Source organism: Halovivax cerinus, assembly GCF_024498195.1.
Classification (GTDB): Archaea; Halobacteriota; Halobacteria; order Halobacteriales; family Natrialbaceae; genus Halovivax; species Halovivax cerinus.
Genome location: NZ_CP101824.1, coordinates 198,879 through 220,613, shown reverse-complemented (window position 1 = coordinate 220,613; position 21,735 = coordinate 198,879). Strand labels below are relative to the sequence as shown.

At 63.9% G+C, this 21,735-nt stretch carries 22 protein-coding genes and 4 pseudogenes; 15 read left to right on the top strand and 11 right to left on the bottom strand.

From position 1 onward, the window contains the following. Positions 1 to 352: 352 nt before the first annotated feature. A pseudogene (locus tag NO366_RS01185) lies at positions 353 to 553 on the bottom strand (hypothetical protein); the annotation flags it as partial. 196 nt (positions 554 to 749) lie between these two features. Here NO366_RS01185 and NO366_RS01180 point away from each other — a divergent pair. Continuing rightward, on the top strand, positions 750 to 899 hold the full coding sequence (locus tag NO366_RS01180; RefSeq protein WP_256532491.1) for a hypothetical protein: 150 nt from the start codon (positions 750 to 752) through the stop codon (positions 897 to 899). Positions 900 to 1,095: 196 nt separating this feature from the next. Next, positions 1,096 to 1,674, top strand: coding sequence for a hypothetical protein (locus NO366_RS01175; protein WP_256532490.1), 579 nt, complete (start codon positions 1,096 to 1,098; stop codon positions 1,672 to 1,674). Positions 1,675 to 2,016: 342 nt separating this feature from the next. Here the strand turns inward: NO366_RS01175 and NO366_RS01170 are convergent, their stop codons facing one another. Both NO366_RS01170 and NO366_RS01165 read right to left on the bottom strand, forming a co-directional pair. Further along, complete coding sequence (locus NO366_RS01170) at positions 2,017 to 3,054, bottom strand: DUF7958 family protein (RefSeq protein ID WP_382274801.1); 1,038 nt, start codon at positions 3,052 to 3,054, stop codon at positions 2,017 to 2,019. 5 nt (positions 3,055 to 3,059) lie between these two features. Further along, complete coding sequence (locus NO366_RS01165) at positions 3,060 to 4,019, bottom strand: eCIS core domain-containing protein (RefSeq protein ID WP_256532488.1); 960 nt, start codon at positions 4,017 to 4,019, stop codon at positions 3,060 to 3,062. A 785-nt stretch (positions 4,020 to 4,804) separates the two neighbouring features. Here NO366_RS01165 and NO366_RS01160 point away from each other — a divergent pair. Together NO366_RS01160 and NO366_RS01155 are read left to right on the top strand one after the other, a co-directional pair. Further along, a complete protein-coding gene (locus tag NO366_RS01160; protein ID WP_256532487.1) occupies positions 4,805 to 5,461 on the top strand; it encodes a nucleotidyltransferase domain-containing protein in 657 nt (218 codons plus the stop codon). Then, on the top strand, positions 5,458 to 5,940 hold the full coding sequence (locus tag NO366_RS01155) for a DUF8154 family protein (RefSeq protein WP_256532486.1): 483 nt from the start codon (positions 5,458 to 5,460) through the stop codon (positions 5,938 to 5,940). Before NO366_RS01160 ends, NO366_RS01155 begins: the two co-directional genes overlap by 4 nt. A gap of 270 nt (positions 5,941 to 6,210) precedes the next feature. Here NO366_RS01155 and NO366_RS01145 read toward each other — a convergent pair whose 3' ends face one another. The 5 genes and pseudogenes from NO366_RS01145 to NO366_RS01125 all read right to left on the bottom strand — a co-directional run bounded on the left by NO366_RS01145 (position 6,211) and on the right by NO366_RS01125 (position 8,564). Next, positions 6,211 to 6,507, bottom strand: coding sequence for a colicin immunity domain-containing protein (locus NO366_RS01145; RefSeq protein WP_256532485.1), 297 nt, complete (start codon positions 6,505 to 6,507; stop codon positions 6,211 to 6,213). A gap of 32 nt (positions 6,508 to 6,539) precedes the next feature. Further along, positions 6,540 to 6,662 (bottom strand): annotated as a pseudogene (locus tag NO366_RS01140) (eCIS core domain-containing protein); the annotation flags it as partial. Beyond that, positions 6,656 to 7,090 (bottom strand): hypothetical protein, encoded by a 435-nt coding sequence (locus NO366_RS01135; protein ID WP_256532484.1) that lies wholly within the window; start codon positions 7,088 to 7,090, stop codon positions 6,656 to 6,658. The pseudogene NO366_RS01140 and the gene NO366_RS01135, both read right to left, overlap by 7 nt. 3 nt (positions 7,091 to 7,093) lie before the next feature. Then, complete coding sequence (locus NO366_RS01130) at positions 7,094 to 8,188, bottom strand: eCIS core domain-containing protein (protein ID WP_256532483.1); 1,095 nt, start codon at positions 8,186 to 8,188, stop codon at positions 7,094 to 7,096. Between the two features lie 220 nt (positions 8,189 to 8,408). After that, positions 8,409 to 8,564, bottom strand: a complete 156-nt coding sequence (locus NO366_RS01125) for a hypothetical protein (RefSeq protein WP_256532482.1) — start codon at positions 8,562 to 8,564, stop codon at positions 8,409 to 8,411. A 326-nt stretch (positions 8,565 to 8,890) separates the two neighbouring features. Between NO366_RS01125 and NO366_RS18705 the strand changes: the two are divergent. The 4 genes and pseudogenes from NO366_RS18705 to NO366_RS01110 all read left to right on the top strand — a co-directional run. After that, a pseudogene (locus NO366_RS18705) lies at positions 8,891 to 9,508 on the top strand (outer membrane protein assembly factor BamB family protein); the annotation flags it as partial. An 87-nt stretch (positions 9,509 to 9,595) separates the two neighbouring features. Then, positions 9,596 to 10,201 (top strand): outer membrane protein assembly factor BamB family protein, encoded by a 606-nt coding sequence (locus tag NO366_RS18700; protein WP_256532481.1) that lies wholly within the window; start codon positions 9,596 to 9,598, stop codon positions 10,199 to 10,201. Between the two features lie 265 nt (positions 10,202 to 10,466). After that, positions 10,467 to 10,910, top strand: a pseudogene (locus NO366_RS01115) (transcriptional regulator TrmB); the annotation flags it as partial. Between the two features lie 80 nt (positions 10,911 to 10,990). Then, positions 10,991 to 11,509 (top strand): GNAT family N-acetyltransferase, encoded by a 519-nt coding sequence (locus tag NO366_RS01110; RefSeq protein ID WP_256532480.1) that lies wholly within the window; start codon positions 10,991 to 10,993, stop codon positions 11,507 to 11,509. A gap of 78 nt (positions 11,510 to 11,587) precedes the next feature. Here the strand turns inward: NO366_RS01110 and NO366_RS01105 are convergent, their stop codons facing one another. Beyond that, positions 11,588 to 13,219 carry a BCCT family transporter gene (locus NO366_RS01105; RefSeq protein WP_256532479.1) on the bottom strand — a complete coding sequence of 544 codons (1,632 nt, stop codon included), beginning with the start codon at positions 13,217 to 13,219 and terminating at the stop codon, positions 11,588 to 11,590. Between the two features lie 481 nt (positions 13,220 to 13,700). Between NO366_RS01105 and NO366_RS01100 the strand changes: the two genes are divergently transcribed. The 7 genes from NO366_RS01100 to NO366_RS01070 all read left to right on the top strand — a co-directional run bounded on the left by NO366_RS01100 (position 13,701) and on the right by NO366_RS01070 (position 19,812). Then, complete coding sequence (locus tag NO366_RS01100) at positions 13,701 to 14,108, top strand: DoxX family protein (protein ID WP_256532478.1); 408 nt, start codon at positions 13,701 to 13,703, stop codon at positions 14,106 to 14,108. Positions 14,109 to 14,464: 356 nt separating this feature from the next. Next, positions 14,465 to 16,819: a hybrid sensor histidine kinase/response regulator gene (locus NO366_RS01095; RefSeq protein ID WP_256532477.1), complete on the top strand. Its 2,355-nt coding sequence runs from the start codon at positions 14,465 to 14,467 to the stop codon at positions 16,817 to 16,819. Between the two features lie 188 nt (positions 16,820 to 17,007). Continuing rightward, entirely contained in the window at positions 17,008 to 17,322 is a 315-nt protein-coding gene (locus NO366_RS01090) for a YbjQ family protein (protein ID WP_256532476.1), read from the top strand. Between the two features lie 70 nt (positions 17,323 to 17,392). After that, positions 17,393 to 17,893: a hypothetical protein gene (locus NO366_RS01085; RefSeq protein WP_256532475.1), complete on the top strand. Its 501-nt coding sequence runs from the start codon at positions 17,393 to 17,395 to the stop codon at positions 17,891 to 17,893. A 183-nt stretch (positions 17,894 to 18,076) separates the two neighbouring features. Beyond that, positions 18,077 to 18,244 (top strand): glycine zipper domain-containing protein, encoded by a 168-nt coding sequence (locus NO366_RS01080; RefSeq protein ID WP_256532474.1) that lies wholly within the window; start codon positions 18,077 to 18,079, stop codon positions 18,242 to 18,244. Between the two features lie 201 nt (positions 18,245 to 18,445). Continuing rightward, positions 18,446 to 18,988, top strand: a complete 543-nt coding sequence (locus NO366_RS01075; protein ID WP_256532473.1) for a DUF7344 domain-containing protein — start codon at positions 18,446 to 18,448, stop codon at positions 18,986 to 18,988. A gap of 182 nt (positions 18,989 to 19,170) precedes the next feature. Further along, entirely contained in the window at positions 19,171 to 19,812 is a 642-nt protein-coding gene (locus NO366_RS01070) for a hypothetical protein (RefSeq protein WP_256532472.1), read from the top strand. Positions 19,813 to 20,073: 261 nt separating this feature from the next. Here the strand turns inward: NO366_RS01070 and NO366_RS01065 are convergent, their stop codons facing one another. Beyond that, complete coding sequence (locus NO366_RS01065; RefSeq protein WP_256532471.1) at positions 20,074 to 21,084, bottom strand: hypothetical protein; 1,011 nt, start codon at positions 21,082 to 21,084, stop codon at positions 20,074 to 20,076. A 211-nt stretch (positions 21,085 to 21,295) separates the two neighbouring features. After that, complete coding sequence (locus NO366_RS01060) at positions 21,296 to 21,682, bottom strand: SHOCT domain-containing protein (protein WP_256532470.1); 387 nt, start codon at positions 21,680 to 21,682, stop codon at positions 21,296 to 21,298. Positions 21,683 to 21,735: the final 53 nt, after the last annotated feature.

The window sequence follows — 21,735 nt, the reverse complement described above, 5'->3', positions numbered from 1 at the left end:
GTCGATAGTAATATCGACGGACGGCACGGTCGACCCACTGGTCGCGCCGACTGTACCAATGGCCCCGCTACCGACCCCGCCTGAGAATACACTGACGACGATAAGGAGCGTCCACACCACTGCCCCGACCCGCAGACGTGTCTGGCTGGGACGTTTTGCCTTCCGTTCGGTCCGGTTTGACTGCCGCCGGGGCCGGTTAGCGCGGTCCGGACGTCCCGCGCCGCTGAACATTTTCCACATACGGACAGTCCACCAAGCACAGTGCTCTATACCCAGCCACTACACAGTTAGCGTCTGAGTCGAATTTCGACTTCGTTTATGTGATTGTTACGTATGCTAGCGCTGATTGGGGTGACGCGTAGATATCCAGAAACTGCGTGATGCCGAGGAGTTCTGCAACGATTTTCGGAGGCACGAACACGACACACGAGATGAGCAGGTCCTGAAACGGGTCCGGAGTGTCGGTATCGAGGGGTGCGTCGGCCCGGGTCACGGCGAGATTGACTGGCCCGCTGGTGTCGGCGACGACTGTTCGCAGTCGTGAACTGCTCATCGACCCTCGCCATCGGCCGCGGTGTCGACCGCCGTCGTGTCGTCACCGTAGACGTCGACGTCGCCAGGGGCAACGATATTGGGTGGTTCGTCCTCGAAATCCGCTTTGAGGAGGCGGAGCCGAGGCGCGGGCGACGGACGAGTGCGTCTTCGAACCCACTCTGGCTGACATCGACGCCCGATTGGAGTGGACCGAAGTGGCGGTTGCCGACAGCGTCGTCGACACCGGCGACGGGACGATCCTGCTTCGAATCGAGGAACTGCCGGACGGACTGGAACACGGCCAGCGACTTTGGTTCTACTTCCGTCGGACCCGAACACCGCTGCCCACGAGCGCAACGCCGTGACAACAACGATCGCTGATCGACGTTTTGAACGCCTGGCCGCCGACTCTCTCCAGCGACTATCGACATAGAGAATCGAGAGTTGGATGACCAGGATCGTCTCCGTGAACTGGACTCCCTCGCGAAACCAGACCCATCGCAGTCGGCAGGTTCTGCGACCGAAGGATACAAAGTAGACCACCCACTCGACAAACATATCATGAACTATGACCGTCGGTCAGTGCTGATCGGGACGGGAACCGCGGCTGCGATGACGCTCGCGGGCTGCGTGGGCGGGAGCGACTCGCCGGAGCCGGTGGCGGTCGACGTCTCGCATCCCGAACCGCGCGTGGTGGACGTGGACAACGAGCAAAACGACGACGGCACGTACGAGTTCTCCGTCGAGATCGACAATACGGGATCGAGCGGCGACGTGGGGTACACGCTCGTCTGGCTCGAGGATCAGGACGACGACCCGTACGGCTCCGCAGCGGAAGTCGAAACGAGCCACGAGCGGTACTTCGACGGCGACGAACGCCGGACGGTCTCGGTGACCGCGGACCCGTCAGACGACCGGTCGGCGTACGGCTTTCGGGTGTGGGCCGGCCAGGTCAGCGTCGAGGTCGAAAACGAGGGCGGCGACGGAACGGTCGCCGTCCGACTGCTGGACGGCACCGAGATCGTCGATGAGGCCGAACTACTGGTAGACGGTGGGGAGACGACGACGCACGAGTTCACGAGCGACTTCTCGGACGTCGACCCCGAGGCGATCGACGTCGACGTCGAAGCTGTCGACTAGTTGGGACCCGGTCGCTCCGAGGCGATCGACGAGTTCCGATGTGTAGCTGAGGCTGCGGTCGAGCTCGGTTGCAAACTCGGTGACTGACCGTTCACCGTGGAGGGCGGTGAGGGTACGCAACTCGCCTTCGGTGATACTCTGTTGCGTAGCTACGAACTGATATTTCACACCGCCATCTTGCAACGGTCGGATCCAAATGATACCAGCAGTGACCGTAGCGTGGCGGCGTCGGTACGTGTGTGCGAGGGAACTGCTCCATACCCGAATCGGAGATCCAACGATCGTCGTTCGGGTGGGAAAACCGAGCCGGATTTTCCGCTCCCTGAACACGACGCTCCCGAGTCAGGGGCTGACGCCGTCCACGCCGACAGGTCCGACCCGTTCGTAGGCGTCGTCGGGCGTCCGGTCTTCGTACCAGGTGTCGATCGTCGCGTCGGGGTCGTGGTAGCGTTCGTAGAAGTCGTAGTGTTCGTACCAGGTGGTGTACTCGTGAATGCCGTGGCCCTGTAGTCGAAAGGCGTCAGGCGGGGCGATCCCCATGCCGAGGAAGACGTCGCGCACCTGGCAGCAGAGCACGCGGACGAGCTGGGCATGGAACGTCTCGAGCGTCCCGACGTCGTAGGGCATGACGTCGATCCGGGCGTCGGGATCGCGATCGATCGCCGGTTGCTCGCCCCACTCGGTGTGGTACTGGCCGGTCGCGTCGTCCCAGTGGACGTGGATCCCGGAGACGGCTTCGATCCAGGAATCGGCGGGACGGTCGAGCAGCGATTCGTCGAGCGCGTCACTCCGTTCTGCGAGACCGCCCAGGACGGACGCGATCGATCGGTCCGCGGGGACATCACCCGAACGGACGTCCATCAGGAATGCCACGGCGTTGGGGTCGGTGACCGCCGCGGCGAGTGCGGCCAACGCGTCGTCGTCGATCCCCAGGTAGACGTCCGTGCGGTAGGTCACGTTGGTATCCATCGCACCCTCGGGCAGTGACACGGGCCGTATCACCGCGGGGGGTCGGGCGGTGTCCTCGCCATGGCTGACGAGCTGGACGTAGAGGTCGACGAAGTGCTCCTCGAACGCCTCCTCGTCGAGGCCGGCGACGACGAGCGCCGTCGCGGCGATCCGGGCGGGATCTTCGTTGAGCGAGAGCGTGTCGTAGCCGCGTTTCGCGTGGACCCAGTACTTCGCGAACCGCCGGGCCTGGTTGATCGGCTCGACCTCGTCTATCATCGATCGCTTCGCCGGATCGTCGGGATAGCCGTCCTGTGAATGACCTTGCACTTCGCCATCAAACCCAACTGCCACGGTGTGTTCGACGTCGTTGTTGTCAACTACACGGACACCAATACCCCGCTCATCCTTGTCGATGATCTCTGCGAACATGTGTTTCAGCCAAACCGAGTCGGTCCAGTCACCAGATTCTCGACCATCGAGGCTGCACGCGTGGCGGCCTGTTCGACCCACTCGGTCGGCGGATCGACCTGCTGCAGCGTCTGTTTCAGTTTCAGTGGTGCAGTTTTCTGATCGACGTAGCTCTTCATCGCGGGGCCCAGGACGGGGACGAGACTCAGCGCCCCGGCGGCTGCGACCTCGCCGTAATCCACGTCCCCGGTGTCGACGTTCTCGACCGCCTCGCCGAGGTCGTCGAGGTCGACGTTCCCGGTGAGGACGTCGCGCCGACTCGCCTCGGGAGCCCGCTGGACGTGGACTTCCGACTTCGCCAGCCGCTGAATCCCCAGTTCCCCACCCTCCATCACCCGCTGGGCGGTTGCCTCGGCTTCACGCTCCAGTTGTGGATCAGGATCTATCTCAAGCTCGACGTTCGCCTGAGGCATCATCGAGAGTGCGCCGCCGGTCTGCTGTCTCACGTGGGCCAATTCGTGCGCCAATAGGTGCTGCCCTTCCGGACTCTCGGGGTCGTACTCACCCGAATTGAACGCGATGTGGTTCCCGACGGTGAACGCCCGCGCGTTGATGGCCTCGCAGGCGTTCGCCGCGTTCGGCCCGGTGTGAATCCGGACGTCGCCGAACGAGTCGCCCATCCGCTCTTCGACAGCGCGCTGGATCGACGCGTCGAGCGACTGGCCGGACGAGGAGATGACCTCGCGCACGCTGTCGGGGACACTGGCGTCGCCCGCCGGCCCCGTGGCCTCATGGGCGTCCATATTGCGCTGTAGCGACGCCAGGTTCTGCCGATTGTTGTCGTCCGGGATCTCGTCGGGTCGATTCTGGAACTCGTCGATGATTTCGGACGCACGCTCGCTCGCCGCCGGACCGAGCGAGACCGGTTCGTCGAGCCTCGTCTCCGTCGACCGCAGCACGGGTACCCCAAGAGGGCCGGGCGCCATCGGGTCAGCCGACTCGGTTCGAGCACTCCGCCGGGATCGGGACGAGTCGGTCGACTCACGTTTGTCCTCAGACGATCGGCGTGAGCGGCGTTGCTTGCGCCTGGTCATCGACGACTCCCCTCCGGGGACCGTCGGCGCCGGGATTCACAAGAGGGCCAACAGACCATCGATCCTAATTTTACCCCAAAACACAATAATCCTTACCTACCGGTGGCGATCTGTCGGATGGGTTCCCGGGTGATTTTTCCGACCACCCAGCCCACGGGGCAGGAGTAAACCCTCTCGCTACTCGGCTTGCGTGAACGAATTGAGTCGGTCTCTGATCGATGCCAATCCATTCGACTCGAGCTGCCGCCGGTTGCTGGAGGGCTAGTATCCGGAAAATGGTCGTTTTGGATACTCCACCACTCGGGACATTTCACTCCCTGTCCCCTGGTCTTCTGGAGACGGATGCGTCCACCAGTCAGTGCGTTGTACAGTGACCACTATCGATCTCTACGCTGGAGAATTGAACCGATGAACGAAGGAACGTAATTGAATACGCCACTGAAATCCGTTTCGTACTCGGCGGGACCACCGAACTGCGTATTGCCGGGCTCAGCCGGGGTGTTCTCGATCCTCACTCGATCCCTTTCGAGGTCACAGCGGCTGGATGTGTGTCGAGCGTCAGGCTACACGACGCCGGCGATTGACGATGGAGCCCGTCGGGGACCGAATGCTGTCTCTATCCGTCCAGCGACGGAAACTGTTATATGAGGTGTAACGCGTTATGTGTGGTATAACGAATGGACGTCTCACTCCGACTCCCGCTCCCGGACGAACAGGTTTTCCGATACGGGGCGATGGACGAGATCGTCGAGATACTCGTCCGGAACCCGTCGGCGTCGTTCTCGAATCGCGAACTCCAGCGGCTGACCGGCTACGGCGGCCCGAGCGTCTCGAAGGCACTCTCGCTGCTCGAGGCGATGGGACTGATCGTCGGGACGGACACCGGAAACCGAACGCTCTATCGAATCGACGAACACCGTATTCACGATGCTGTCGACCCGCTTCTCCAAATTCCGCAGGCGGAGTTTCGCGAGCCGTTGAAACGGTTTGTGGAGCGAGTGACCGCCGACGTCCACTCTATCGCCGGAATCCTCTGCTTCGGCAGCGTAGCGCGTGGCGAAGCCGATCGAGCGAGCGACATCGACGTCTTCGTTCTCGTAGGCGACGGCGAGGACCCGGTCCCCGTGCGGCGAACGATTTCGGACGTAACCAGCGCACTCGAGGAGGAGTCGATCGACGGCGATCGGTACGAGTTCGAGGTCTTCGTCGAGTCGCCCGAAACCGCTCGTAAGCGGGGCGAGGCCCTCCGACCGATACTCCAGGAGGGGATCGCCCTGGTCGAGAGCGAGACGCTACGAAGCGTGCGCCGGACCGTCTTCGGGGTCGCGGAATGACCTCGAAGAAACTCGAGTCGGCGCTCACGGACGCGGAGGACGCATTTCTGCGGAAACCCGAGAACCCGGAGGTCGGGCTCGAACACGTCTCCGACCCGGCCATCCTCCAACTGCGGAAGGCGTGTCGGCTTCTAGATGCCGCCGAATTTCTGCTCGATCGAAATGGCCACTACACGGTCATCATCGAGACGTCCTTCGTCGCGATCGAACGCTCGATTCAGTTCTACGTCGAGGAGAAGGGATACGATGTCGCCGGTCAGCGCCACACCGAGGTATATGATCTGGGAGTCAGGGCTGGCCTCTTCTCGCGAGATATCGCCGACCGCCTGGAGGAACTCTGGATCGAAAATCGGTCTGAATCTTATTACCGGACCGGCGTCGCTGGCGAGTACCGAGCCCGGACGGTTCGGCGACTCGCGGCGCAACTTCACGACGAAATCGTTGGATCGACCCGAACGCGAGATTGTCTCTGCGAGTGACCATCACCGATCTCACCGCCCACGTTTTTCTGGTCACTCGCGTTGAATACGATGAATAGGTTGGCCGGTCAGGTCCGCGTGCTACTGTCCTCGAAGACTGAGGCGGTTTTCGATCCCAGCTCGCCGCCCTCCATCACCCGCCGGGCGGTCTCTCCGGCCTCGCCGTCCAGTTGTGGATTGGGATCGATCTCAAAGTCAGTTTCTTTCCTGCGAAAGTACAAGCACGGTCGTCTGTCTACCAATAGTATGAGGCCAATGGGGTCTTCCGCTTCAACCCGTAATCGTTTCTAGCCGGTGTTCCAGTTGCGCTTTCGTCTCGACAGCCGTTTCCCGAAGTGCTGTTTCGTCGATGTCGTACTCGTCTCGCAGCTCCGGATCCGAACAATAGGCGTCGACCGCGACGAACAGTCGATGATACGGGTCGAACGCATCTCCACTCGGAAAGTTACCCCGATCTGATTTGAATTCGTCGAGATACTGCCTCTCGAATTCCGGCGCAGTCATCTCGCCGCCGGTGAATTTCCGAATCAATTCGAGATACGTTCGAGTTAGCTCAGTCTCACTCATATGGTATAGGTCTCCAGTCGATGTGACGAGGTACGCGCGTTGATCTCCTCACAGGCGTTCGCCGCCCTCGGCCCCCTATGGATCCGCACGTCGCCGACCGAGTCGCCCATGCGAGCATCGATCGCGCGCTGGCTCGGCGGATCGAGCGTTACCCCCATTCATCGACTTCTGCGTTGTCGATGGTCACTTCCTGAAGGACCGAAAGCGCGCTTTCGGAGATCACCAGCCGATTGTTTTCCGCAATCCCGAAATCGTCTTCCCCGGGTTCTCCAGTGATCTTGAGCCAGTGGAACGTGGGGAGGTCTCTGTCCGGGTGCAACTCCTGGAACTGTACCGATGTCGTCACCTGGACGTCGTTGATCTCCCATCCAGATAACTCACTGCCGTCAAGATGGTTCTTCACGCTATCTGTAATGATGTAACAGGAATAGGATTTCAACAGCTCATCCCCGAGCCAGCCACTAAATTCGTAATGGAGCTTCTGAATGCTCTCTTGGGTCGGTGGGAGCGAAGAGCCATCGTGTTCCGTTTCTGCACCGAGTTCACCGGCAACCTCTGGATGAATATGGTAATAGGTGGTCATACTCTACCTCACCGGGGGTTCGAATACGTGACCGTACGCATCGTCAATTTCTGTCGCCTTGTTCAGTAGTTCTTCTTTACTGGGGCTCGGATTTTCGTCGTAGAATTTGTCCCATTCCCTTCTGATCTCACTCAAGTGGACTTCACTGTTCAACTCTTTGGGAATGCCCCGTAAATTCTCCAGGGAGTGTATTTCAGATTGTGAGACGATATCAGGCCAGTTGGTGTTTTCGCCCGAAGCCATTCGTTTTTCTACTGCGTGATGGACCACGACATCGCCCTCCAAGTGGGGATAGGCCTTGAAGAACGTTTTTCGGTAGTCCGTACGCATTGCTGAACCAAATCGAGCAGACCGATTCTTGACGGGGTGTCCCAGGCCGTCGTCCGCCCTGGAATCGTATCCATCTCCGTTGGATGAGTTGAGATTACTCTGGTCCCACGGGAAGCGCTGAATATACACTTCCGTATTCGCTAACCGCTGAATCCCCAACTCACGACCGGACACCACGCGCTTTGCAGTCACCTCCGCCTCCCGCTCTTGCTCCGGGTCCGGATCGATCTCCAGCTCCAGGTCCTCCTGGGAGAGCATTGATACCACCCCGCCGGTCTGCTGTCTCACGTGGGCCAACTCGTGCGCCAATAGGTGCTGGCCCGCTGCACTCTCCGGATCGTACTCACCCGCGTTGAACGCGATGTGATTCCCGACCGTAAACGCCCGGGCGTTGATGTCCTCACAGGCGTTCGCCGCTTTCGGCCCCGTGTGAATCCGGACGTCACCGAACGCGTCGCCCATCCGGTCTTCCATCGCGCGCTGGATCGACGCGTCGAGTGACTGCCCCGACGAGGAGATTACCTCTCGCACGCTCTCGGGGACACCGGCGTCGCCCGCTGGGCCAGTCGCCTCGTGGGCGTCCCAGTTCCGCTCGTGCGACGCCAGATCCTGCCTTGAATTGTGGTTTGGAATTTCGTCGGGGCGATTCTGGAACTCGGCGATGATTTCGGACGCCCGCTCGCTCGCCGCCGGCCCGAGCGTGACCGGTTCGTCCAGCGTCGACTCTGTCGACCGCAGCACGGGTATCCCAATTGGGCCGGGCGCCATCGGGTCGGCCGACTCGGTTCGGGCACGCCGGCGCGACCGGGACGACTCGCGTTCGTCCGTGGCGGATTTGCGTGAGCGGCGTCGCTTGCGCCTGGTCATCGACGACTCCCCTCCGGGGACCGTCGACGTCGGGATTCGCAGCGGAGCCAATAGCTCATCGCCGATAATTTCATTTTAGTATACAATAATACTTTCTCTCGAAGGCATCTATTTGGTTCTGTTACGTCCGTCCGTGCGTTCCCTCCCGTTTCAGATCGTCTCGGGCGACAGCAAGCGATTCAAGGATCGCCTCGAGTTCCGCTGGGTCACGTCCGACGCCAGCTTCGTCTTCGTACTCCAGTCCGATGTCTGCCAGAACGGGTTCGCCAGCATCCACGACCGTCGACGGAGTTTCTTGAAAATAGCGGAGCGATCGTCCTGTTCGAGACGCTGTCGAAACTGTTTGTACTCGAATGCCTCTACGAGAGACGTCTCATGGGCCGGGTTCTCCACGTGATACCGCTACAACTCGTCGCCCGTTTCACGGGTCTGTTCGTCGTCGGGGAGCACAGGTGAAAATGCGCTTCCTATGTACGCTCACCACTCCCTCACGTCGTGGACTATAGTATCTGGTGGGATAGGGTAGTACTTTCGACGATTCAACGGCCCGAATCATGTAACAATCAATTTATTTAAATCTCTGGCTACTGAACCGTGCGCCAGATGAGAGACCTTCCTGCGGCCGACGAACTGTGGCGATTCGAGGCTCGAGATGGTATTGAAGGAGGTCCAACGATCGTCAACGGCACTGGCTACGTCGGAAGCGCCGACAGCCATGTGTATGCACTCGACGTACAGACGGGGGAGGAACGATGGCGATTCGAGACGGGCGACGAGGTTACGGGTGCCCCGGCGGTCTCCGAAGACACAGTCGTCGTCGGTAGCACGGACGGACTCCTCTATGGTATCGATACCAAGGACGGTACGGAGCGGTGGTCTTTTGAGACAACCTCCGACGCCACTGCTGAAGTCGACACGTCACCGACCGTCATCAACGGGACGGCGTACGTCGGTGGCGGCGGAATCGGCGATAGCTACGTCCACGCGGTCGGTATCGAGAGTGGCAGCGAGCGATGGCGCTTTGAGACCGACGAGTCCGTGAATGGATCCCCGACGGTCGTTGACGTCGCGTCTGCCGATGCGGAGTCGACCACCGACCGAGTCGTATTCGTGACCTCGGGCACGTTTGATGGAATCGCTCACGCACTCGACGCGGGTGACGGAACCGAACGATGGCGGTTCCAGCCGGAGGCACAGGTCTCGGCATCGCCGACTGTCCCCGTTGATTCGACGGTAAACGGAACTGGGACTGCACAAACGCCGGACGATACCGGCGAGGACGTCCCACCCATCGATCCCGAACGATCCGTGTACATCGTCAACGGATCTCACCACGGGACATTGTCCACACTTGATACCGTGACTGGTGAGACACACTGGGAAGTCGACACGCGCGGGAATCTCGCAACGATGCCGACGGTAGCCGGTGGAATTGTCTACTTCGGTAGTCAGAATGGTGTCTTGTACGCAATCGATGCGATGTCCGGAGAGAAATGCTGGGCGGTAGACGCCAGCTTCGACACCGGTCTTGGTGTGACTGCCGATCCGACTGTGGTCGGTGATACGGTCGTGGTCGGAACGCTCGCAACCATCGTACTTGGCGTCGACACCGATGAGGGCGGTACTCGATGGACGTTCTCGACCGAAGGGAGGCCATCCCCTGCGACGGTCGTCGACGGCACCGCGTTCTTTGGAACCGACGAAGGGACGCTGTATGCCATCGATGTCCCGAACGAGACGGGAAACAGTACGGGCTCGAGAGTCCTCCGGGGGACACTCGGGCACCACGATCACACGGTTCATCGACGACCGTATCCCGACTTCACAGAGACGTGCCTGAACTGCGAAACGAACCTCGCACATCTCGAGGAGCCGTCGTACTGTCCAAACTGCGGGTGGGAACTGAGCGCGTGAAGGGCCACGCCCTCGAGTCTGGCTGCTAACTCCTCGTTGAGATCGCTCAATTTGTCTCCCACTTCGTGCGTGAGTCCGGAGGCCAGTCCTCGTAGTGTGCTATCATCGACGACGGCACCCTTCACAGTCTCTGCATCCGTGTGGAAATTGTCGATACCCACTCAGGTAAGCGATGAGGGTGTCGTTCTGGTTTTCGCGGACGTCGCTGAGGCCGTTGTCGTTTTCGGTTTCCAATTCGAGCATGAAAAACGTCTCCAGCACGTCATCCGTCGCACCGAACGGCACGATCCTCTGGGAGGACGCCGACACATTTCTCGCGAAGGTCGATAGGAAGATCGACGCCGACGAGTTCCACGAAACGGGGCTAGCTCGGTTCGCAGCCTTCGACCTGCAGTTCCTGCTGACCAGCCACCGCTACTACGTCTACTCGGCGACGCTCGATTCGGTCACGCCGGCGGAGATGTGCTGTCACACCCTGTTGATCGACGACGACACGCGCCACCGGTCGTACTGCCTCCTCCTGCTCAGCCACGTCGACGTCGACGAGGACGCGCTCCACGAGTGTGCGAGTACGTACGGACTGGAAGCCGAAATCGACGCCCTGCGCCGATATCTAGACACCCGTGGCGAGGTCGACGACGATCACTTTCCAGACTGGGACGTGTTTCAGGAGCTTGCAGCCGACTACGAGGTGCACCTACCGGAATGAGACCGACGTTCGGACGTGAGAACATAGAGAGCGAGTTCCACCAATCCGTTTTTTGCCACACCGACTCCAACCCACCACCCATGAACATCCGACAGCTCCGCAGTCGCGAGGACGTGCGCGCGGCGATCGAGATAAACGGCCGAGCGTGGGAGGCGGCCTACGCCGACGTCCTCCCGGCGGACGTCGTCGCACAGGTCGCCGGCGAGCCCGCGGACGAACACGTGGATCGGCGGTTCGACCAGCTCCTCGACGATCCGGCGGGCTTTCTCGTCGCCGAGGACGACGAGGGCGAGGTGCTGGGTTACGCTCACCTCCGTTGGGGCGAGAATACCCAGCCGTTCGTCGGCGAGACCGAGGCGGGACTGACGGAACTCTACGTCGACCCCGAGGTCTGGGGCGAGGGCGTCGGCACCGCGTTGATAGAGCGCGGACTCGACGTCCTCCCGGACGACGTCGACGCGATCACGCTCGAGATGCTCGACGGAAACGAGGTCGGCGCGCGATTCTTCGAGTCCCGCGGGTTCGAGCGGTCCGGGACGAGCGAGACGGACGTCGGTGGAGAGACGTATCCGACCGTGCGATACCGACGCGATCTGTAGTCGATCTCGAGCCCGCGGCCGGGTCGTTTCGCGTGACGCCGTGACCCGATTTTTACCCCGGTGGCGAACGCAGGCCAGTTAGTCCGAGTCAGCGGGTTGCCCGCCCGACTGCTGGACGCGCACGGCACCCGTCGATGTGGCGGAATCGTCCGCCGAACCCCGCTCGTCTCGACCCAGCGCGGCCCCGAGCACGGGCACCTCCCGCTCGAACTCCAGCACCATCCCGACCATCGTGACCGCACACAGCACCCCAGTCGGGAGCCCGACGAGGATGGTGAACGACTGCATGACGCTCATGCCGCCGGCGAGCATCAGCGCGATGGTCAACAGTACCATGAGGACGCCCCAGACGACGCGCGAAATCCAGGATGGCGACTCGCCGTCGGCGACGATCATGGCGAGGCTGAGTGTCGAGGAGTCCATGGTGGTGATGAGGAAACTCACGACGAGCAGCAACAACACGCCCGAGAACAGGCCGGCGAACGGCAGGAGTTCCTCGAAGAGGGCGAAGCCGACGGCCTCCAGTCCGGACGCGTCGTACACGGAGAGCAAGTCGGCCGCGCCGGAGGTCTGGAGCAGCAGTGCGGCGCCACCCGTCCCGACGTACCAGGGGACGGTTAGCCCGAAGGAGCCGAAGAGACCCGCGGCGACGAGCTGGCGGAGCGTCCGCCCCTTCGAGATCCGGGCCATGAAGATGCCGACCATCGGCGCGAAGGTGAGCCACCAGGGCCAGAAGAACAGCGTCCAGCTGCTGAGCCAGTCTGCCCCCTCGGCACCGGGCGCGAAGAAGAGGCTCATGCCGACGAAGTCGGTCGCGTAGCCGGTGACCGCCTGCGTGCCCAGATCGACCATCGACGAGAGCGGCCCGAAGGCGAACGTCGCGACCATCAGCCCGACGAGCAGGACGACGTTGAAGTCGGCGAAGCGCTGGATGCCCTTCTGGATGCCGGCGAGGACCGAGAGCAAGAAGAGGACGCCGACCAGCAGCGCGAGCCCGATCTTCCCGCCGTCACCCAGTGCGACACCCCACTTGAAGCCGAGCCCCGAGGCGAACTGACTGATCCCGAGGCCGAAGGAGACGGTGATCCCGCTGACGATCACGATGATCATCAGCGCGTCGACCAGCTTCGCCAGCCAGCCGTCCAGGTTGTCGACGCCGACGAACGGCGCGAGGACGACAGCCGGCCGGAAGTCGGCGCCCTTCCGATAGACGTAGTACGAGATCGCCACGGCGAACACGAGGTACGTCGCCCACGCCGAGAGGCCGTAGTGGAAGATAGCGTACTGGAGCGCGTCGGCCATCCCGGCCCACGTCCCCGCCTCACCGCTGAAGTACGGCGGCCGCGTGTCGTAGTGGACGAGCGGTTCCACGGGACCCCAGAACTCGAGCCCGCCGGAGGAGAGGCCCGCGGTGAACGTCAACACGATGTACTGCCAGAAGGCAAATTCGGGCTCGTCGTCGGGCTCGCCGAGTTTGATCTTCCCCCACGGGCCGATCATGACGTAGACCACGAAGAGGAACGAGAGGAAGACGACCCAGAGGTAGAACCAGCCGAGATTGGAGACGATGAGTTCGTTCGCGCTCGCCAACTTCGCCGCCGCGGCGTTCGGCCAGCCGACGATAGCGACGATGAGTCCCAGCAGTGTTGTCACCGCGAGTGCGAACACGGGCAGATCGGTCTCCCGTTCGAACGACTCGATCGCACTCATGGATTAGCAGTACTGCAACTGTGTCCACCGTTCGCCGGTGCGACCGTCGCCGCACCCTCACCCGCTCGTGTCGTCGTCGACGGGTCGTCTCTCGCCACCACTGGTTCGTGTCCCGCCAACGCCAGTTCGTCTCTCGTCGTCGCCGGGTCGATATCCGTCGACGAAGCGGGGGCCGTCGTCATCGTCGATCGTCCGCCACTGTCGTGTCTCGTCGCGTCGCGTGCCGGTACGCCGAGTACCTGCATGTGCCCGGCGACCAGCGGCGTGGGATGGAAGAATCTGTTGGAGTCGGCCGACCGTGTCAATTCGCTCTGGTGATCGCGGCGCCGGACGCCGCGACGGCTCGCCGTCTGGTCAGCGTCGAAGACGGTGCGCACCGGTGCCAACTGCTACTAAGGCGCCCTCGGGTGTAGTCGGCCGCATGGGTCCCAGTCCTCGACAGCAGTCGATACCCGACCGGCTTCAGCCGACGGCTCATCCTGTGCCCGAGCGAGCCGAATCGGACCGGCTCGTGACGTCGGCGGCCGTCCGCCTCGGCCGCCTGCTCTACGGCAGCGTTCTCGGTGTGATGGCGGTAAACGGGCTACAAAATGCCGATGCACAGGCCGAGTACGCCGAGGCGAAGGGCGTCCCCGCGCCCTGGTTCGCGACCGTTTACGCCCACCTGTTGCTCCTGGCCGGCGCTGTCGGCATCACGCTGTGGCGGTGGCCCCGCGCTGCGGCGAGCACGGTCGCCCTGTTCTTCGTCGGCGTCACACCCGTGATCCACGACTTCTGGAGTATAGACGACGCCGAACAAGCCCAGCAAGAGCAACTCGCCTTTCTCAAGAACGTCGGCCTCCTCGGGGCTGCACTCGTCTTTCTGGAACTCGCCCGCCGATCCGAGTGAGTGGACCCTGCGTACACTCGGACCGATTCGTATTGCTATCGCGCGACGGTACTGGGGTTGTAGAAAGCGTCTGCCGGTGTCGAGCGAGTACAGTCGGTCAGGCGACGAAGCGAGAACTCGTATTCCGGTGAGGTCGTACGCACAACGGAGTCACAGTCGGTGCGCCACGTCGTCGCCACCGCTAGTCGGCGGACGCCGCCGGTACCTTTCCAGACCGATGACTTCCCAGACACGCGTCGTTCCCACCCGATTTCCTCACGGGCGAGTGCCACGACTGTCCCTCCGCACGCTATTGGCTGTGGAAAGAAGTGCTATCAAATCACAAGGCCTTACAGCGGGCGGGCGTAGCGTCGGGTATGGGCAGGGACGCGGCTGGCGGCGATACGACGTGGGCGCGGGTGGACGAACCGGCGGACATCTGGATCGTCGACGGGGCGGCGATCACGGCCGACGTCGAGGCGGAGCTGCACGCCGAGTCCGATTTCGAGGTACGGACCGAATCCGATCCGGATGCCGCACTCGACGCGCTGCGGACCGATTCGACCGCCGTCGATTGCGTCGTCACCGGGTACGAGCTGTCTGGAGCGACGGGGATCGACGTCATCTCCCGCGTCCGGTCGATCGATCCGGAGGTACCCGTCGTCCTCGTTACGGACGCCGGGTCGGAGGCGATCGCGAGCGACGCCATCTCGGCCGGCGTCACCGACTACTTCTCGACGCACGAGACGGACGCCCGGCCCGGGGCGTTCGCGAAGCGACTTCGGGACGCGGTCGACCGCCGTCGCGCCCGTCGCGACCGGGAGCGCCAGCTCACCGCGATCGAAACGGCGACGGAGGGGATCAGTCACCTCGACCAGAACGAACGCTTTCTCTACGTCAACGAGGCGTACGCGGAGCTCTACGGCTACGAACCGGCCGACCTCGTCGGCGAGTCGTGGGAGCGACTCTACCGACCGGAGGACGTCGCGGACGTCCGCGAGGAGATTCTGCCGACGGTGTACGAGACTGGGAGCTGGAGCGGCTACACGACCGGACTCCGGGCCGACGGCTCGACGTTCGTCGAGGATCACAACCTCGCGCTGACCGCGGACGGTACGCTCGTCTGTACGGTCCACGACGTGGACGCGCGCGATGCGCAGGCGGCCGAGATCGAAGAGCGCCTCTTCGTCGATCGCGCCATCGACCTGCTGCGTGACGTGCTCTACGTGGTCGACGAGCGCGGGCGCCTGGCGTGGTACAACGAGCGGCTCCCGGCGGTATCGGGGTACGACCCGTCGGCGATCGACGAGATGAGCGTCCAGGAGTTCTTCCCGCCCGTCGAGCGCTCCCGGATCGAAACGGCGCTCGACGACGTGCTCGCGGGCGACAGCGTGGTCATCGAGACCACCATCGAGACGGCCGACGGTGAACGCGTCCCGTTCGAGTTCACCGGCGATCAACTCCTCGACGGCGACGGCGACCTCGCCGGCGTGATCGGCGTCGGACGTGACATCTCGGCGCGACGAGAGCGCGAGCGGAAACTCCGAGCCCTCAACGAGACGGGCCAGGAACTGATGGGCAGGGAGACGGAGACGGCGGTCGTCGAGACGGGCGTCGAGGCCGCGCGCGACGTCCTCGGCATGGAGGCGAACGCTATCCACCTCTACGACGAGTCCGCGGGCGGTCTCGTGCCAGTGGCACAGACCGGGATCGGTGGAGAACTCCTCCCCGAGCCGCCGACGCTCGAACCGGGCGAGAGCATCGCCTGGCGCGTCTTCGAGTCCGGCGACTCGTACGCCTCCGACGACGTTCGCTCCGACCCGGACGTGTTGAACCCGGAGACGTCGATCGAGAGCGAGGTCTTCTTCCCGCTCGGCGAGCACGGCGTCCTCATCGCCGCTTCGGAGACGTCTCACGCCTTCGACGTCGAGGACGTCGTCCTCGGGGAGATCCTCGCCGGGTCGATCGAGTCGGCGCTCGAGGCGGTCGAGCGAACCGAAGAACTCGCCGATCGCGAGCGGGAACTAGCGGCGCAGAACGACCGCCTCGAGGAGTTCGCCTCGGTCGTCTCCCACGATCTGCGAAACCCGTTACAGGTGGCCCGCGGGCGGGTCGAACTCGCGCGGGAGTCGGGAGCGGACGACTCGGCGCTCGAGGACGCGATCTCGGCCTTAAACCGGATGGACGCACTCGTCGACGATTTGCTGACCCTCTCGCGACAGGGCGAGGCGATCGGCGACCTCGAACTCGTCGTTCTCGACCACCTGGCCCGGCAGTGCTGGGACACCGTCGACACGCAGGCCGCGACGATCCGGTGTCGCTCGGACCTGGTCGTCCGCGCCGACCGAAGCCGACTCAGACAGCTCCTCGAAAATCTGCTGGGTAACGCCGTGGAACACGGCACTCCGTCCGCACCGTCCGCCGCTCCGCGGGCGGCCGGATCGGATGGGCCCAACTCCGAACCCACCGCCGACCTGACCGTGACGGTCGGTTCCTGTCCAGACGGGTTCTACGTCGCCGACGACGGCCGGGGGATTCCGGCGGACGACCGCGACCAGATCTTCGAGACGGGATACACGACGTCGAGTGAGGGAACCGGCTTCGGCATGGGGATCGTTCGACAGGTCGTCGACGCCCACGGCTGGTCCATCGACGTCTCGGAGAGCGAGGCTGGCGGGGCCCGATTCGACGTGACTGGTGTCGATATCGTCGAGTCGGCTGCCACGGACTGACGGCGGGTTGCGACGGTGCCCGCCATCGTGACGGGTGCACCGTCCACCCTCGTGACGGGTACACCGCCGCCCACGTGACGAGTGCACCGCCCGCCCTCGTGAGGTGTGCACGGCTCGTCGTCGGCGATGTGGGATCGCACAGTACTGGATGAAAACGGTAAAATATGTAGAAACGCCTACTACTACCCATGGAGATAGTCACGACGGAGACGATTCCTGACGAAGAGATCGACGAGGCGCTCGGGATCGCTCGCGGAAACACCGTCAAGGCGCGAAACGTGGGTCGCGACATCACCCAGAGCATCCGAAACATCACCGGCGGCGAACTCAAGGCCTACTCCGAGTTGCTGACGGACGCGCGCGACGAGGCGCTCGCCCGGATGGTCGACGACGCCGAGTCGATGGGCGCCGACGCGGTCGTCAACGTCCGCATGGAGAGTTCGGAGATCGCCGGCGGAAGTTCGGAGGTCATCGCCTACGGCACCGCCGTGACGCTGCAGTGACCGTCGAACGGGCGGGTCGCTGCCCGGGTCGCGACGGACCGCCCGCTCCGTTGTGCGTCCGCCTCGCACCATGAGTGACGTCTCCATCGATCGGGTCGATCCGGCCCGCACGGGCGTCGTGGCCGGCCGCGTCGTCGGCCTGTTGACCGGCGCCCTCGCGGTCGTGAGCCTGCTGTCGATGCGCGAGACGTTCGTCGGGCAATTGCGCGTCATCGTCGACCTCCTCGGGATCGGACCGACCCTCTTCGGCGTCGAGGCCGGTGCGGTCCTGACGATCTACTTCTGGCTCGTGACGGCCGGTGCGGTACTCGCCCGGTACGCCCTGGCGTACGTACTCGGCTCGCTGATCGGCGTCGTCTACGACTGGCTCGACGAACCGCCGGCGCCCGTCCTCGTCGCCGGCGTCCTCGTCGTCGGTCTCGTCGACGGCGCGATACAGGCGATCGACACCGGGAACGCGGTCATCGGTGCCGCGTACGTCCTCGCCTGGCTCGCCTACGTCCCCACGTTCTACTGGGTACACGACCCGGACGCCGAGACCGAACACGACGGCCACGCCAGGCGGTTCTGATTGGATTCCGTGGATTCTGATTGGATTCCGTGCCGCCATTCTCCCGTGCACGCGGACACTATCGGTGGCCAGGGACGTCGTGATCGGCCGGGTGGGCCCGGGTATCGGTGAATTCGGACCGCTGCCGATCGGGCCGATGTGGGGGACCGGGGTAGTATTCTCCGGGTTCCCGTCGGGCGATACATGGGTCGGTCAGGCGGCGGTTCCGACAGTCAGTTGATCGGGGCCGGGATCGCGTTCGGCGCCGGCATCGGTGTCGTGCTCGGGATCGTGATGGGCGAACTCGCGCTGGGGCTGTCGATGGGTCTGGCGATCGGCATCGTGATCGGTGCCGGGCTCTCGAACCGGTGAGGCGTCCTGGCTTCGGACCTGCGGGGCCGTGAAACCGGCGCGGTACGAACCCGCACTCGACGGTTCGGGAACGATGACTCGCGAGCCACACCCGGGCGAGGATGCGACCGAGTTGCTGAACCGCCAGCATCCCGGGCTGATATAAATGGCCTCGACCGTACTGCAGGAGGTTCTTCCCTCTCTATCACCTCGTCGCCGGAGATGACCGATACCGATCCGCCGCACCCGTTCGACTCGTCGCCTGGCGTCGGGGAGTTCAGCGGTCGGGATCGACCGCCCGTCCAGCGACGGATGCGTGATTCGCCGGCCGGCCCGAGACCGGCGAGGGCAGCCGACGACGGAGACCGACGTGGGACCCGTTCGCGGGCCGATTCGGGTTCACACGCTCTCGACGGAGACGTCGTCGAGGGCGGCCCCGTCTCGCTCGAGACGGTGCTCTCACTCGCCGGGAACGCCCGTCGCCGGAGATTGCTGGCGATTCTTCGGTCCGTGGAGGCACCGGTCTCCGTCCGGACTCTCGCGGACGATCTCGCCGAACTCCGTGCCGACCCGGTCGACGAGAACGCTCGACGGGAGATCGAACTCTCGCTCGTCCACGATCACCTTCCCCGCCTCGCGTCGCTCGACTTGATCGAGTACGATCGAGTACGTCGTCGGGTGAGTTCGATCGCGGCCCTGGACTCGATCGAGTGTCACCTCGAGACACTCTTCGACCCGCTCGAGGACGAAAGCTTCGGGTCCTAGCGGTTCTCCTCACACGGTCGCACCGACGGGTGCGGCCCGGTTTCCAGTCGCATGCAGGGTCTGTTCGTCACCGTGGGTGGCGACAGGATCGCCGCCCGTCGTTAGATACACCCACACATCACCTTCACAATATATTGTCGATCGAGGAAAAATACTTTGTTCGTGGGGTGACTGAGTGGAGTATGGGGTTGCAACTGAATCGACGACGCGTGCTCACGGTCGTCGGTGCGAGCGCGGTCGGCGTGACGAGCGGGTGTCTGAGCGGAGGCGACGGCCCGTCGGAGTCGTCGGACGGTGGCTCGGTCGACGGCGAATCGGCCGACGACACCGGTGGTGGACTGCGCAAAACCGAACCCGGGGACCAGGATCCCCGGGAACCGAGCCGTGAACGACCGCTCGGTCACGGTGAACGCGGCTCGTTCGGCGACCGCGAACTCGTCGTACACTCGGTGCTACTCGGCGACGACGCGGCCGACGAGCACGTCGGTGCACATCCTGCGTCGAACGACCGACCGCCCGCCGGCGAGACGTACGTACTCGTCGACGTCGAAGTGGCCGATCCCGACGACGGGGCGATCGAGACGCTCGGGCTCACGATGAGCGTCGTCGCGGGGAACGAGACGTACGCGCGTCGGGATGGGGCCACCTGTCGCGGCGACGAGACCGCACAGCTCGGTGCTGCGGAACGGGACGGCCACTACCGGGAGACGCGGTGTCTCTCGATCCCCACAGACGCGGCGGAGTCGGGCGTCCTTCGACTCGACGCGGTGGACGATTCCGCCGTTGCGTACGCGGTCCTCCGCCCGGACGTCGCGAAGGAGTGACTTCGATCAGGGCCGCGTGGTGGCCGGTGAGAAGTCCTTTCCAGTACCACACCGCGAGAGACGGCAAAATTCGCCTGCCACTCGCTCTCTAGACCTCACTCTCTCACACAGATCGGCGAGGAGCACCGACGGCGTCGAAGTGAGCACTCCGATACGTTCACACGCTCTACCTCGAGCGCAGGAGCCGGCGTGTCGTCACCCGGTTCCAGGTGTCTCGTCCGTTCTGTGTGTCTGGCGTGTCGGTCGCGGTCTCACCCGTCGTCAGGCGACCGTCTCCATTCCCCGGCGTCGGTCTGCCAGGTTCCGACTCGATCTGAGGCGTTCGATCGTCTCGACGACCGCCGTCGGATCGTCGATGACGTCGCGGTGGCAGCGAACGTCGAGCCACCCATCGCGTTCGAGTCGGAGTTCGTCGTCGGTCAGCGTCACCCCCGTGATCGCCGTCCACGGGACGAACCGTCGTTGCATCGGCTTCGAGAGGACGAGACCCTCGGGGTGGAACTCGATCTCGTTCAGCGTGACCCAGGGGTCGATCTCCTGGTCGTATCGCAGTTCCTGGCCGAACACGGATCGACGCGCCCGATCAGGGAGGAATCGTCGTAGGCGGCCCTCCTCGGTCGATTTGTCGCCGTTCGGTGTCAGCCTGGCGTGTGACGACCAGGCCATCAGGATGAACATCGTTCCCATGAGAAGGAGGTGGGGACTGAACCGGGTGCGTATCGGCCCGTCCTGGAACAGCACTGGCACGCCGGCCAGGACGAGCAGGCCCACGCCCCAGCCCGCGGTGACCGTCGCCTGGTTCGTGCGCACCCAGTCGATCGTCGCGAGCGCGTCGCCCGAGACCATCGCTCTGGCGTAGCGCGTCCGGGCCATTCCGACGAGTGCGCCGCCGACGCTGCCGGCGAGGAGCGTGCCGAGCCCGGTGCCGATCGCTGCGACGTCGGGGACGCCCGTCTCCAGGACGACGACGGTCGCGGCGGCGAACCCGACCGGCGCGAGAAACGGTACAGCCAGCCAGGGCAGTCCGTGTCCGATCCGCTCCGCGAGGCCGGGTGTACCCTTCGCGCCAAGCGCGCCGGCGACGAGCCCGAACGTGAACAGCGTCGAGAGGGTTCCGACGATCGTCGCCGCGCTCACGCCGGCCGCGGCGGCGACGGCGACACTCGCCGCGGAGAGGACGACCCCGACGTAGAGGCCGACCGCGGCCAGCCACCCGACGTCCGGCGGCTCGGCCGTCGCGCCCACCGGGGCGGAGGCGGGTGTCTCGTGCATCGGTCCCTGGTACGACGTCCCGGCCAAAATATGTTGCTGTCTCGACGCCTTCGCGTCGTCTGGGTGGGACTCGGTGGCCGTCTCTGTCGTCCGTGGTCCGGTTCCCAGCTCGACTGGTTTGTCGTCCGTGGTCAGTTCCCTTCCCCGACTGACTTGCGGTCCAGCCCGCTCGGCTGCCCGACCGTTGCGTTCCCTGCCGTGGTTCGCCCCGCTATCGGTCCCGGTCGAGCGAGAGCCGGTCCGTCTCGACGTCGGCCTTCGTGGCGCGCTCGTCGGCCGCGATGAGCTGATCGAGCCGTCGTTCGAACTCGCGCTCCGTGAGTTCTCCCTTCGCGTAGCGTCGTTGTAACGTCGTCACGGGGTCGTCCGTCTCCGACGTCGGCCGGTCCCGTCGCTCGTCGACTGTCGACGACGGGTCCTCGTCTCCGTCCTTCGTGACGTACCACAGAAGCAGCGTACTCAGGACGAGCAACGCGGTGATCCCGGCGGCGGCCAGCGGCCCGACGAGGAGCAGCGTCGCGATGATGATGACGTCGGCGAGGACGAATTTGAGGACGAACAGCTCCACGAGATCGTACCCGCCGCCCGAACTGCTCATGGTGTCTGTTACGCAAACGCGTGAATAAATCGTTGGGTCGCCGGCGGCGGATC